The following is a 13,174-nucleotide window of genomic DNA, read 5'->3' as shown; positions in this document are numbered from 1 at the left end:
AAGCGTCTTGCACTCATACCCAACCTAACGGGTGGGGTATTCCATTCCCACCCCGGGGAGGAGTGGTCCACGTCGCTCCACGCGCACGCCCCGTCGAGCGGCCTCCCGGAGGAAGGGGGGCGGGTGTCGAGAGGCACCGAAGGGTGGAGTAACGGTAGTGTCACGGGTACGGAGACGACGTTGGGGAGGACCCCGTGGCATCTTCCGATTCCGACCGGAGAACGGGCGGACGCCGCCCTGAGAACGACGACCCGACCACCGATGTACCCGAGGCCGACGCCGCCGAACAGCGCGCCCCCGCCGGGTCCGACGAACCCGGCGACTGGACCGAGGGCGCGGCCCGCGGCACCTTCGACGAGGCCGACGAGGCCGACGTGATCGAGCAGTCCATCGAGGCGGGCGAGGAGGACGAGGAGGAGCGCCGCTGACCTCCTCATCCGCACCGGCCGACGACATACGCCCCCGCCGCCCCTGAGGACGGCATTCGCCCCGTGCCGCCCACACGGAACCTACGCGGGAGTAAGATGAGGGACGACCTGCGGGCCGGGCCACAGATCACAGGCCGCGTCCGCAAGCACTAGCCACGCAGATGCCCGGTCAACGGCGTGCATCTGCCATGCCGAGTTCGGAGGGTGTGGGTGTGACAGCTCCTTCAGACGCCCGCGCCCGGGGTACCCGCTTGCCCCGGGTCAGGCGCCGTCGCCAGCTCCTGGCCGCGGCTCAGGAGGTCTTCGTCTCCCGCGGATACCACGCGGCGGCGATGGACGAGATCGCCGACCGCGCGGGGGTCAGCAAACCCGTTCTGTACCAGCACTTCCCGGGGAAGTTGGAGCTCTACCTGGCCCTTCTGGAGGAGCACTCCGAGGCCCTGGTCGAGAAGCAGCGCGAGGCGCTGGAGAGCACCGACGACAACCGTCAGCGCGTCACGGCGAGCTTCCAGGCCTACTTCGACTTCGTCGCGGGCGACGGCGAGGCCTTCCGGCTGGTCTTCGAGTCCGACCTGCGCAACCTCCCCGCGGTCAGAGAGAAGAGCGAGCAGACGTTCCGGCGTTGCGCCGAGCTGATCGGCGAGGTGATCCGTCAGGACACCAGCATCTCCGACGACGAGGCCCACCTGCTGAGCATCGCCCTGGTCGGTATGGCCGAGACCAGCGCCAGGTACTGGCTGAACAACGAGGGTTCGATCCCCAAGGACGCCGCCGAGCAGCTGGTCGCCCGGCTGGCCTGGCGCGGCATCAGCGGCTGGGACCTGACCCGCTCGGCCGAGGAGGACGGCTCCTAGCCTCTCCCTCGCGAAGACGACACCCCCGGACGCCCACGCGCCCGGGGGTTCTTCCGTTCCACCCCGAGGAAGAACACGGGTCGCGAATTCTCCCATCTTGAAAAAGGGAATTCACCCAGCTCTCCACCAAATCCCGATAAAGGACATGCAATCACTTCGAGGTATTGCTGACAAACGGTTCGAAACTCCCTCGACGGGTATCGCGAAACTGAGAAGTAACGAGCTTCTCTTCGCCGTATCCGCTCGACTCCGGCCACCGGAATCACGGGCGGGACCAGCGATTCGGGGGTGAAGACGTATGGACATCGGGCAGGGTCTGATGAGCGCCTGGCAGTCGATAGCGGGCTTTGTGCCACTGCTGCTGGGCTTCCTGGTGATCCTCGTTCTGGGCTGGATCATCGCCTGGTTCGTGGGCAAGGGGGTCGCCAAGGGGCTCCACGGCGTCGGGCTGGACCGCGCCCTGCACCGCGGCGGTGTGGGCCACTACTTCGAGCGCAGCCGCTGGACCGCCAGTGAGCTGGGCGGGAAGATCATCTACTACGTCGCGCTGCTGTTCGTGTTGACGCTCGCGTTCAACGTCTTCGGGCCGAACCCGATCAGCACGCTGCTCAACGACGTCATCGCCTGGATCCCGCGGGGCATCGTCGCCCTGGTGATCGTCGTGGTGACGGCCATGATCGCCAAGGCCGTCCGCGACCTGATCGACGGGGCCCTGGGCGGACTCTCCTACGGACGCCTGCTGGCGAACATCGCGGCCGTCGCGATCGTCGCCCTCGGTATCATCGCCGCGCTGAACCAGATGGGCGTGGCCGTGGCCGTGACCCTGCCGGTGCTGATCACGGTGCTGGCGACCATCGGCGGCATCCTCGTCGTCGGTGTCGGCGGCGGTCTGATCAGGCCGATGCAGTCGCGGTGGTCCCGCTGGCTGGACGTGGCCGAGCGCGAGACCAGCCGGCTGAGCGAGGAGAGCAGCTACCGGGCCGGGCGCGAGGCGGCCATGAACCGCCCCGGAGCCAGGGCCGAGGAGGAGACCGCCGAGACCAGGGAGGAGAGCTCCAGCCTTCCCGGGCAGCGCGGGACCGGCGGCGAATCCACCCCGTAGCCGTCGGGTCCCGCACGTTCCCACCCGTCCGGGAGGAACGCGAGATCGGCGGACTCGGAAGCACACGAAAAGAGGGCGGGGCCCGGCGGCCTCGCCCTCGTCGTGTGTCCCGGACCGAGCTCGGACGTCTACGGCCGGAGGCGACTCACAGGAACTCGGAGTCGCGCAGCTCCAGTCGGGAAAGGTGTTCGATACGCCGGAAGGCCAGCACGACGGTGGCGATCAACGGCAGGAAGGCCAACCAGAAGACGACGCTTCCGGGTCCCGTGAGCACCATCGACGCGAGCGCGACGACGAAGATGAGTGCGAAAAGCGCGAAGTCGACGCGATCCTGCTGGATCAGGACGCCGACGGGTGGGCGCGCCGCCCCATGCCGACCGCTCCTCATTCGCATTCCTTTCTCGCGGCTCCGCAGGCCGCTCCGCCGGTTACGGTGACCGAGATCCGCCCGGCACCTTGAACGCCGTGAATCCCACGCCGCATTCCGCGGGGTTCTCGATCGCACCCGGATACGCCGGACCACGATCGGCCACGGTGGAGCCACCGTCGTGTTTCAGCCTACGCCCGGTCACGGCATTTCGCCGGGGAACCGCCAAGGGCGACGATCGCGAGAGGCTCGCGTCGAAGATCACATACGCCCGCGGGTCACGACCAACCTAGCGGACGAAACCGCGCTCCTTCGCCAAGCGACAGATGGCGAGAATGCGAAGGGTCTCCCAGTCGTAGCCGGCGTCCTCGGAATCCCAACCGCGTTCGAGACAGCCGTCGAGGAAACCGTGAAGGTAGGTTCCTAGGGTGGCGGCGTTGAGTTCGGCACCGCCGGAGACGATGCCTTCGCACACCTGTGCGGCATGCTGATCCAGCTCAGCGCTCATCCAGGGCTCTACAGAGCCCTCGAGCGGTCCGAGGCGGTGGAAGTCACGGGTGAGTCCGGCCAGTGGGTGGCGCACGGAGGTCCCACGGGGCATGGAAGTACCTACTCGCGTGGTCGAGGAGACGGGAAACCTTCTCGACTATATGTGCCGGCGACCAATGGATCGTCACGAATGTGGTGGAAATTACCCGCACTTGACCAAGAGCCGACAAGAAAAAGTCAAGGCCCCGATACACGACGAAACCGGCATCCGTCGTCACGTTAACGGATGCCGGCGAGCACTCGGACCGTCGGTCCCCACGCCCTTTCGGACCTGTCAGTCGGCCAGGCCCATGGCGGCCAGACGGGCGGTGTGGCCCTCGGTGAGCGAGGCGAACATCCGACTCACCGCGGCCAGATCGCCCAGACCCGAGCCGCTCTTGTCCCTCTCGCTCCCCCGCGAGAGCAACCCCGCCAGCTCCGGCCGATCCACGGCCACCGACTGCGCCTGACTCAGCGCCTCGCCCACCAGACGTCGCGCCCACAAGGACAGTCGACCGGCCAGCTTGGGGTCCTCCTCCAGCGCGGCGCGCACCTGACCCGCCACGAACTCGGCCCTTCCGGTCTCGGCGAGGACGTCCTCGACCAGGGCCCGGGTCTCGGCGTCGGCCAACTCGGCGACCTTGCGATAGAAGTCACCCGCGATGCCGTCGCCGACGTAGGTCTTGACCAGACTCTCCAGCCAGCTCTGCGGCTCGGTCCGCTCGTGCCAGGCGTCCAACGGCGCGATGAAGGGGGCCATCGCCTCCTCCGGATCGACGCCGAGCTCCACCAGCCGGTCGTGGATCGCCTGGTAGTGGCTCTGTTCCGTGGCGGCCAGCCCGGCCAGCTCTCCCTTGGTGCGCAGCGACGGGGCCAGGCCCGCGTCGTCGGCCAGACGGAAGAAGGAACCGAGCTCGGCGTAGGCGAGGAGTCCGAGCAGATCGATCACGCCGGGTTCGGCGGAAGGGCCTTGGGTCATGACCGTCAGGGTATCGCCCGGCCCTTCGGACCCGAACCGGGGACTAAACGGCCTCGAATGACGGTTGCACCGGGCGGGAGCGGGTACGGTCTCGGCCGTCCACCGACCCGGTGAACCTCTTCTGTCCACCGGGCGAACCAACAGCTAGACTCTGTGTGATGACCAGCGTGCGCGCACACCGCGCCGCCCTCCGCGCCCTCCACACGCGGGCCCTCCCGCGGGTACCCCTCGGCGCCGCGAAGGCGGGCGCTCGGGGTGCGGGCGCCGGACACCACGACGTGTCCTCACGACCAGTGCGGCGTGAGGGAGCGATGGCCACGCGCCCAGCGACGCACCGCACATGACAATCCAGCGGATGGAACCGGAAAGTCCGCGGCAGGGGCAGTGTCCCCGGGCCGCGCGGATCCAGTCGGCAGCGCCACCGGGGCTCCCTCCGTCAGACGGGGACCGGGTGTGCCGCGCCCTCCGCGGCGGCCGGAGGCCGACCGCGACCGCACCCCGCCGCGGCCACGAACGACGCTGCGGCCCGCCTAGATGGAGGCTTGAGCCCTGAGCAGCACAGATGAGACGAAGACACCCCGCATCACCTTTCGCGACCTCGGAGTGAGTCCCGAGATCTCCGACGCCCTGGAGGCGGAGGGGATCGTGGAACCGTTCCCGATCCAGGAACTGGCCCTGCCCATCGCGCTCAACGGCAGCGACATCATCGGGCAGGCGCGCACGGGTACCGGCAAGACCCTCGCCTTCGGCCTGCCGCTGTTGCAGCTGTCCCAGCGCGAGCCGGGCACGGCCAAGCGACCGCGTGCCCTCGTGGTGGTCCCCACCCGTGAACTGGCCATCCAGGTGGCCGCCGACCTGACCACCGCGAGCAAGCGCAGTGGCGGTCGCATCCTCACCGTCTACGGTGGGCGTTCCTACGAGCCGCAGATCAACGGCCTCCAGGAGGGCACCGACGTCGTCGTCGGGACCCCGGGCCGCCTTCTCGACCTGGAGAAGCAGAAGCACCTGCGGCTGGACGGCGTCGCCTCGGTGGTCCTGGACGAGGCCGACAAGATGCTCGACCTGGGGTTCCTCCCCGACATCGAGCGCATCCTCACCAAGACGCCCGCCGAGCGTCAGACGATGCTCTTCTCGGCCACCATGCCGAGCGAGATCGTCACCCTGTCGCGCAACTACCTGACCCGACCCACGCACGTCCGGGCCGGGGACGACAACGAGATCGACGGCTCCGCCATCACCAGCCGGATCGCCCAGCACGCGTTCCGCACCCACCAGATGGACAAGCCGGAGATGCTCGCGCGTCTCCTCCAGGCCGAGGACCACGGGCAGAGCATGGTGTTCTGCCAGACCAAGCGGGCCTGCGACCGGGTCGCGAGCGACCTCAAGAGCCGTGGCTTCGCGGCCGCGGCCGTGCACGGCGACCTCGGGCAGAGCCAGCGCGAGCGCGCCCTGCGGGCCTTCCGCAACGGCAAGATCAACATCCTGGTCGCCACCGACGTGGCCGCCCGGGGTCTGGACGTCGACGACGTGACCCACGTGGTCAACTACGAGACGCCCGAGGACGAGAAGACCTACACCCACCGGATCGGCCGGACCGGCCGCGCCGGACGCACGGGCACCGCCGTCACCTTCGTGGACTGGCAGGAGATGCCGCGCTGGAAGCTGATCAACGGCGCGCTCGACCTGGACTTCCACGAGCCCGAGGAGACCTACTCGACCTCGCCGCACTTCTTCGAGGCGCTGAGGATCCCCAAGGGCACCAAGGGCCGGCTCGCCGAGGACAAGCGCGGAGAGCACGCGGGCCTGGAGGCCGAGGAGATCGAGGACATCGGCGACACCGGCCAGCCGCGGGGCGGCGACCGGGGGGAGCGCGGTGGCCGTCGAGGACGCGGTGGCGATCGTGACCGCGGCCGCGGTAAGCAGGGCGAACGCCGTGGCGGCGGCCGTGACCGCTCGCGCCGACGGACCAGGAACGGCGAGTCCGTGACCGGTGCCGGGGCCTCGGCGGAGAAGGCCGGGACCACCGCGCCGCCCTCCACCGAACGGTCCTCCGCCTCCGAGAAGGGCTCCGATGGAGAGGGCACTCGCCGGATCCGTCGCCGTCGTCGTACGCGCGGCGCCCGCAGGGACCCCGAGAACACCTGACCGAACCCGCGTATCCTCCCGTTCCGGCGCCCTGATCGTCTAGGGTGTCCCGACGTGAGTACACCTGAGTTCCTCGATCTGCCGCCGGGTGTGCGGCGCACGGACCTGAGTCTTTCCTATGGTCCGGTGGCCGCGCTCCGGGCTCTGCCCACCTCCGGCGGCACAGAACTGTCCCCTGCCGTCCTGGTGCACGGTTTCACCGGCAGCAAGGAGGACTTCATCGCCCTCCTCCAGAGTCTGGCGCAGGCCGGACGGGAGGTGGTGGCGATCGATCTGCCCGGCACCTACCGGTCGCCGGGCCCGGAGACCCTCACCCCGCCGCCCGGGGTGAGACTTCCCGACTACCGTCTCTCCTCTCTGGGAGAGGTGGTCTCCGAGGTCCTGGACCAGGTCGGCGACGGCGGCCCCGTACATCTGGTGGGGCATTCCTTCGGCGGCCTGGTGTCCCGTGAGGCGGCGTTGGTCGACCGTTCCCCCCTGGGCTCCCTCACCCTCATGTGCTCGGGCCCCGGCGCGATGAGCGGGGCCGCCGCGACGCGCACCCGCAACCTGATCGCCGCCGTGTCGATGAACCCCACGAGCGAGCGCCTGCGCGAACTGTGGGACGAACTCTTCGAGGCCGAGGCGCACCGCCGTTCGAGCCGGCCCGAGATCGTCGACTTCCTCCGCGACCGTCTTCTGTCCAGCAGCGCCGTGGGCCTGTTGCGCATGGCCGAGGACCTGTTGGGCGCCCGGGACCGGGTGGACGAGCTGGTCGAGGTCGACATCCCCAAGCTGGTCCTGTACGGCGAGAACGACGACGCCTGGCCCACGTCCGAGCAGGACGAGATGGCCGTGCGTCTGGGCGCCCGACGCCTGGTGATCCCCGGTGCGGGCCACTCCCCCAATGTGGAGGCGCCCGAGACCACGTCGAGCGCGCTGACCGCCTTCTGGAACGAGACCGAGTCGGTGGGCCGCCGCTGAGACGACTCGTGCCGCCACCCCGATAGGGGCGGCGGCACGATGTGCGGGGGACGGTCCTCGGGATCAGACCCAGGCGTCGAAGTTGCGGCTCTCCGTCTCCACCGTGGTGGAGGGTCCCCGGTCGGGCAGGATCCGGGTGTCCGGCGGGAGCGTCAGCAGGTTCTCGCCGATGGAGGCGAGCTGCGTCGTGTAGTCGATGTAGATCCCGCCGACCATGCCGGGCTCGCCCTTGCGCAGGGTGTCGCCGCCGAACACGGCGCCGAGCTGGCTGACGTAGTAGCCGACCGTGCCGGGGGAGGTTCCGGGCAGCGGAAGGACGTCGATGTGCAGGTCGCCGACGTCGAAGGAGCCGCCGCCCTCCACCTCGATCTCCGGGCGGTGCTCGGCACCGTGGACGCGACGCCAGGCGCGCATCTCGCGGGGGTGCAGGGCGATGTCGGCCTCGGTCTCCTCCGCGATGGTCAGGGCCGCCTCGATGTGCGGACTGTAGGCGTTGGTGCAGGCCACGAGGTACACCTCGCGGTCGCCGACGACCTTCAGGATCGCCTCGGCGTCGTGGGCGGGGTCGATGACGACGACACCGTCCTTGTCCGCCTCCACGATCCAGGTGTTGCTGATGATCTCGGACTTCTCACCGTCGAACTCGAAGGTGCCGGCGGTGCGCACGCGGGTGATCCCGTCGGCGTCGGGGCCGGTGACCCCGACCTCCACGACCTCGTCCTCCTCCTCGGAGTCCTCGGTCTTCGCCTCCTTCGCGTCCTCGTCGGCCTTCTCGTCCGTGTCGTCGGAGGCGCTCTCGTCGGAGTCGACCTTCTCGTCGGCGGCCTCGGCCTCATCGGACCCGGCGGTCTCGGTCTCGTCGGCGGACCGGTCCTCGGTCGCGGCCTTCTCGGTGGTCTCCTCCGTGTCGGTGTCCTCGGACCCGACCGCGTCGTCGACCTTCTCCTCGGTGTCCTCCGCGACCTCCACAGCGGAATCGGTGGCCTCGTGGCCTTCCTGCTTCTTCGGCTTCCGCTTCCAGAACACGGCGTCAGACCCTTCGTCCAGATATGTGCTGATTCAGCGCTGCGACCATTGTCGCGCCCTCACGCAGTGTTCCGTACCGTACCGAACCTCGGCGCGTCAGGGCATCCCTTCTTCCGCCTCTCACCCGCGGATCGGCTCGGCACCGGTCGCGGGGGCGATGAGCTCCTCGAACGCCTCGGGTGCCGTGGTCCGACAGCCCAGCCTGCGACCGCTCAGAGTGCCGTGGTCGTCGCTGGAACCGGTGACCACCGCTCCCAGGTCGGAGGCGACACCGCGCCAGAACTCCGCCTGGGATCTCCGGTGCGAGGGATGGTCGGCCTCGATCCCGCCCAGCCCGGCCGCCACCATGTGTTCGACCAGCTCGACCGGGACCGCGCCGTTCATGGCGCCCTCCGCCCGGCCCGGGTGTGCCAGGGAGCAGACCCCGCCGGCCTCACGGACCATCCGGACCGCGCGGACCGGATCGAGCGCGTAACGGGAGGCGTAGGCCGGACCGCCCGAACCGATCCACCGGTCGAAGGCGTCCTGGACGTTCTCGGCGGCGCCCGCCTCCACCACGGCCCTCGCCAGGTGGGGGCGGCCGATCGTGTTGGCGTCGGCGTGCTCGGAGTGACCGGCCCCGGCGATCTCCAACACCCGCTCCCAGGTGACGTCGACGCCCAACTCCTGGAGCTTGCGCACCATCTCCTCGGCCCGGGAGGCCCGGTCGGAACGGATCCGGCGCAGTTCCTCGAGCAGGCCGGGCGCCTCCGGGTCGAACAGGTAGGACACCAGGTGGACGCTCGATCCCTGATAGGCGCAGGACAGCTCCATCCCCGGAACCAGTGTGAGGTCGGGCGGCAGGCTCCGGGCGGCCTCCTCGATCCCCCCGACCGTGTCGTGGTCGGTGAGGGCGAGCACGTCCACCCCCGCGGCGACCGCGTATGCCATGACCTCGGCCGGGGTGTCGCTCCCGTCGGAGACCGAACTGTGCGAGTGCAGATCGATACGTGTCACCGGGCGATTGTACGTAAGACCGGGGTCCGGCCGTCAGTCGTTCGTGTCCGTCGAGGCGAGGTTCCGCTCCAGGAAGGGGCTCGGCGCGCCGAACGGAGGCTCCAACGCGACCCCTCCGTCACGTAGATCCCTCAGGTCGCGCAGGGCGTGGATCTCCCCCATGAGGATCCCGGTGTCGGCGGAGTCGAAGACCAGCCACAACCAGTGGGCGAGCGCCTCACCCGTGTAGACGGCCCGGCTCCTGCCCATGTCCAGGTTCCACAGGGCCACGTCGTGACCATCGAAGCGGACCTTGGCGGCGGGCGCGCCCGCATCACAGCCCGCACCCGGATCCGGCCCGTTCAGACCGGCGAGGCGGGCCCCCAGACCGATCCCGGGGTCCTCCGCCACGATGACGAGCTCGCCGAAACCACCGAGCGGGTTCGGCCCCGAGAGGGCGACCGCGGTGGCCAGGGCCCCGCTGCGCTCGTCGCCCGCGTCGGCGAAACCGGTGACCACCCATCCCGCGGGCAACGGCCACGGGATCCACAGAGGCACCCGGGCACGGGGCAGAAGGACTTCGAGGGAGGCGCTCCCCGGCACACGCACACCCTGGAGCGGCGCCACCGACCCGTGGGCGTCGCACTGCCAGGCGCTGGACCACAACCCCGGAGGTTGTACGCCGCGCCCACAACGTGGACACGTGGGCTCGAACTTCATGTTCTGGTCATCTACCCGGCCGTAGCCCGGGAAAAACGCGGGGCGGACGGGACACATGATCCCGACCGCCCCCTGCCACCGTCCGGCCCCCGATCAGGGCCGGAACGGTGCTAGCGCTGCTGGCGCTTCTTGTTCGCGGTGATGCGCCCGCGCTCTTTCTGGTCGAGGATGACCTTGCGGATGCGCACGTGCTCGGGCGTCACCTCGACGCACTCGTCCTCGCGGCAGAACTCCAGCGCCTGCTCCAGGGAGAGCTTGCGCGGCGGCACCAGGCGCACCAGCTCGTCACCGGTGGCCGAGCGCATGTTCGTGAGCTTCTTCTCCTTGGTGATGTTGACGTCCATGTCGTCGGCGCGAGAGTTCTCGCCGACGATCATGCCCTCGTACACCTCGGTGGTCGGCTCGACGAACAGGACGCCGCGCTCCTGGAGGTTGAACATCGCGAAGGGGACGGCCACACCGGCGCGGTCGGCGACCAGGGAGCCGTTCGGGCGGGTGCGCAGCTCGCCGAACCACGGCTCGAACTTCTCGAAGACGTGGTGGGCGATACCGGTACCGCGGGTCTCGGTGAGGAACTCGGTACGGAAGCCGATCAGACCGCGGGAGGGGACCAGCCAGTCCATGCGCACCCAGCCGGTGCCGTGGTTGACCATGTTCTCCATGCGGCCCTTGCGGACGCTGAGCAGCTGAGTGATGGCGCCCATGTAGTCCTCGGGCGCGTCGACGGTCAGACGCTCGACCGGCTCATGGACCTTGCCGTCGATGTCGCGGGTGACCACCTGCGGCTTGCCGACGGTGAGCTCGTAGCCCTCACGACGCATCTGCTCGACCAGGATCGCCAGAGCCAGCTCGCCTCGGCCCTGCACCTCCCAGGCGTCGGGACGCTCGGTCGGCAGCACACGCAGGGAGACGTTACCGACGAGCTCCTTCTCCAGGCGGTCCTTGACCAGACGCGCGGTGACCTTGGCGCCCTTGACCTTGCCGACCAGCGGCGAGGTGTTGGTACCGATGGTCATGGAGATGGCGGGCTCGTCCACCTTGATCAGCGGCAGCGCCACCGGGTTCTCGGGGTCGGCGAGGGTCTCGCCGATCATGATCTCCTCGATACCGGCGATGGCCGCGATGTCACCGGGGCCGGCCTTCTCGGCGGGCTTGCGCTCCAGACCCTCGGTCATGAGAAGCTCGGTGATCTTGACCTGCTGGGTGCTGCCGTCGGTGCGGATCCACGCGACCTGCTGACCCTTGCGCAGCTCGCCCTGCTGGACGCGGACCAGGGCCAGACGGCCCAGGAAGGGAGAGGCGTCGAGGTTGGTGACGTGGGCCTGGAGCGGGGCGTCGGGAACGTACTCGGGCGCCGGGATGGTCTCCAGGATCGTGGAGAACAGCGGCACGAGGTTGTCGTTCTCGGGGACCGCGCCGTTCTCCGGGCGCTCCAGCGTGGCCTTGCCGTCGCGGGCGCAGGTGTAGACGATCGGGAACTCGATCTGCGACTCGTCGGCGTCCAGGTCCATGAACAGCTCGTAGGTGTCGTCCACGACCTCGGAGATCCGGCTGTCGGGCCGGTCCACCTTGTTGATCACGAGGATGACGGGGAGCTTGGCCTGGAGGGCCTTGCGCAGCACGAAGCGGGTCTGCGGGAGCGGGCCCTCACTGGCGTCGACCAGCAGGACGACACCGTCGACCATCGACAGACCGCGCTCGACCTCGCCACCGAAGTCGGCGTGGCCGGGGGTGTCGATGATGTTGATGACCACGTCCTCGCCTTCGGGCGTGGTGTAGTGGACCGCGGTGTTCTTCGCGAGAATGGTGATGCCCTTCTCGCGTTCCAGGTCGTTGGAGTCCATCACACGGTCGTCGACGTCCTGGTTGTCCCGGAACACACCGGACTGCCAGAGCATGGCGTCGACGAGGGTCGTCTTGCCATGGTCGACGTGTGCCACGATGGCGACATTGCGCAGGTCGGTGCGGCGGGCGGAGCCCTCGACGGAAGTGGCGGTGGGCATGCTTGAGTCTCGATCTCCTGTACTGGGTAGAGACCGCAGATCGCCACGGCCCGTCGCCAGTTTATGTGGTCATGATGGTCTGGTCGGGAAGCGAACGAGTCGTCCCGGTTAGCTTCGTCACTACGAGGCGTCCCGGAACGGAACCCGCGAAACCCTTGTACGCGCGCCTCAGGCGGTTTGTTCCCCCACCTGGAGGATGTGGGCGATCGGTCCCAGGAAGGGTCGATCGGCGGGCAGCCAATCGAGCCTCTCCAGACCCGCGATATCCACCCATTCCAGGGCCAGATGCTCCAGAGGACGGGGGACGCCCTCCAGGAGTTCGACGCGATACAGCCGCAGGACCGCGGGGAGCCCGGTACGCCGGTCCGGTCGGGGCAGGGGAAGGTCGGATCCGATCCGCTCCCGCACCTCGACGGTGACGCCGAGTTCCTCACGACATTCACGGACGAGCGCGTCGCCGGGGCTCTCCCCCGGCTCGGTCTTACCGCCGGGGAACTCCCATCGGCCGCGATCGGCTTCCGGTTCGGCCCGTTGGGCGGCGAGGACCCGTCCGTCCCGGATGACGACGGCGCCCACCACGATCAGTGTTTCTTGCACGGCACTCCAGCCTACGGGCTGTGAGCCACACCCCGCGCCGGCTGTGTTCGCTTTACGCCTCCGCTTCGCTTCGGGCCGTGTTCGGGCGCCCCTGGGGTCGAGGTAGGGAACCGTGTCACCCTTACACCCTGCTGTGGCTGAGGCCCGAAAGTGTTTGCTTTGGCCCTCCGCTGGCGCTTCGGGCCGTGTTCGGGCGCCAAGGGAGCGAGCGTTCTTCATCCTCGTCTACGCCTGGCTCGTTCCTCGCGGGCGGCTTGACTCGTCTTGCAGAACACTCCCGGCGCCCGAACCACACCCCCTGGGGCCAGGGTAGGAGACCGCGTGCAGCGACCCCCTGGGGTTGATGCAGGAGACCGCGTGTACCGACCCCTCGGGGTGTCGGAGGGTGCGGACCCCCACCTTCACCCCCTGGGGTGTGACCCGCCGCTCGATCTCCTACCTCGCCACGGGGGGTGGGGCCGGTACCCGCTCTTTCACATCAACCCCG

13 protein-coding genes are annotated in these 13,174 nt (G+C 69.2%); 5 read left to right on the top strand and 8 right to left on the bottom strand.

The genetic code is table 11. From position 1 onward, the window contains the following. Positions 1–194: 194 nt before the first annotated feature. The 3 genes from D451_RS0103735 (at position 195) to D451_RS0103725 (ending at position 2,384) form a co-directional block, all read left to right on the top strand. The gene (locus tag D451_RS0103735) at positions 195–428 is read left to right on the top strand and encodes a hypothetical protein (RefSeq protein ID WP_014911341.1); all 234 of its coding nucleotides are present in this window, start codon (positions 195–197) and stop codon (positions 426–428) included. A gap of 212 nt (positions 429–640) precedes the next feature. Then, on the top strand, positions 641–1,282 hold the full coding sequence (locus tag D451_RS0103730) for a TetR/AcrR family transcriptional regulator (RefSeq protein WP_026124803.1): 642 nt from the start codon (positions 641–643) through the stop codon (positions 1,280–1,282). Between the two features lie 298 nt (positions 1,283–1,580). Beyond that, complete coding sequence (locus tag D451_RS0103725; RefSeq protein ID WP_017533467.1) at positions 1,581–2,384, top strand: mechanosensitive ion channel family protein; 804 nt, start codon at positions 1,581–1,583, stop codon at positions 2,382–2,384. A 145-nt stretch (positions 2,385–2,529) separates the two neighbouring features. On the opposite strand, the gene D451_RS0103720 is transcribed toward D451_RS0103725, so the two are convergent. From D451_RS0103720 to D451_RS0103710, 3 genes are all read right to left on the bottom strand, one after another. Further along, a complete protein-coding gene (locus D451_RS0103720; RefSeq protein ID WP_014911150.1) occupies positions 2,530–2,772 on the bottom strand; it encodes a hypothetical protein in 243 nt (80 codons plus the stop codon). Between the two features lie 268 nt (positions 2,773–3,040). Next, positions 3,041–3,352 (bottom strand): DUF6401 family natural product biosynthesis protein, encoded by a 312-nt coding sequence (locus D451_RS0103715; protein ID WP_026124802.1) that lies wholly within the window; start codon positions 3,350–3,352, stop codon positions 3,041–3,043. Between the two features lie 222 nt (positions 3,353–3,574). After that, positions 3,575–4,258 (bottom strand): ferritin-like fold-containing protein, encoded by a 684-nt coding sequence (locus D451_RS0103710; protein WP_014909199.1) that lies wholly within the window; start codon positions 4,256–4,258, stop codon positions 3,575–3,577. A 603-nt stretch (positions 4,259–4,861) separates the two neighbouring features. On the opposite strand from D451_RS0103710, the gene D451_RS0103705 reads away from it, so the two are divergent. After that, on the top strand, positions 4,862–6,403 hold the full coding sequence (locus D451_RS0103705) for a DEAD/DEAH box helicase (RefSeq protein WP_026124801.1): 1,542 nt from the start codon (positions 4,862–4,864) through the stop codon (positions 6,401–6,403). Between the two features lie 54 nt (positions 6,404–6,457). Continuing rightward, complete coding sequence (locus tag D451_RS0103700; protein WP_017533466.1) at positions 6,458–7,366, top strand: alpha/beta fold hydrolase; 909 nt, start codon at positions 6,458–6,460, stop codon at positions 7,364–7,366. Positions 7,367–7,429: 63 nt separating this feature from the next. On the opposite strand, the gene D451_RS0103695 is transcribed toward D451_RS0103700, so the two are convergent. The 5 genes from D451_RS0103695 to D451_RS0103675 form a co-directional block, all read right to left on the bottom strand. After that, positions 7,430–8,392, bottom strand: coding sequence for an MBL fold metallo-hydrolase (locus tag D451_RS0103695; RefSeq protein ID WP_017533465.1), 963 nt, complete (start codon positions 8,390–8,392; stop codon positions 7,430–7,432). 120 nt (positions 8,393–8,512) lie between these two features. Further along, a complete protein-coding gene (locus D451_RS0103690; RefSeq protein WP_017533464.1) occupies positions 8,513–9,388 on the bottom strand; it encodes a PHP domain-containing protein in 876 nt (291 codons plus the stop codon). Between the two features lie 33 nt (positions 9,389–9,421). After that, positions 9,422–10,087, bottom strand: coding sequence for a DUF6758 family protein (locus tag D451_RS0103685; protein WP_042283114.1), 666 nt, complete (start codon positions 10,085–10,087; stop codon positions 9,422–9,424). 110 nt (positions 10,088–10,197) lie between these two features. Further along, positions 10,198–12,090 (bottom strand): translational GTPase TypA, encoded by a 1,893-nt coding sequence (gene typA, locus D451_RS0103680; RefSeq protein ID WP_014909627.1) that lies wholly within the window; start codon positions 12,088–12,090, stop codon positions 10,198–10,200. A 168-nt stretch (positions 12,091–12,258) separates the two neighbouring features. Further along, positions 12,259–12,687 (bottom strand): (deoxy)nucleoside triphosphate pyrophosphohydrolase, encoded by a 429-nt coding sequence (locus D451_RS0103675; protein WP_017533462.1) that lies wholly within the window; start codon positions 12,685–12,687, stop codon positions 12,259–12,261. Positions 12,688–13,174: the final 487 nt, after the last annotated feature.

The sequence above is a fragment of the Nocardiopsis alba DSM 43377 genome (genome assembly GCF_000341225.1).
Taxonomy (GTDB): Bacteria; Actinomycetota; Actinomycetes; order Streptosporangiales; family Streptosporangiaceae; genus Nocardiopsis; species Nocardiopsis alba.
This window is presented reverse-complemented; position numbering and strand designations above follow the sequence as displayed.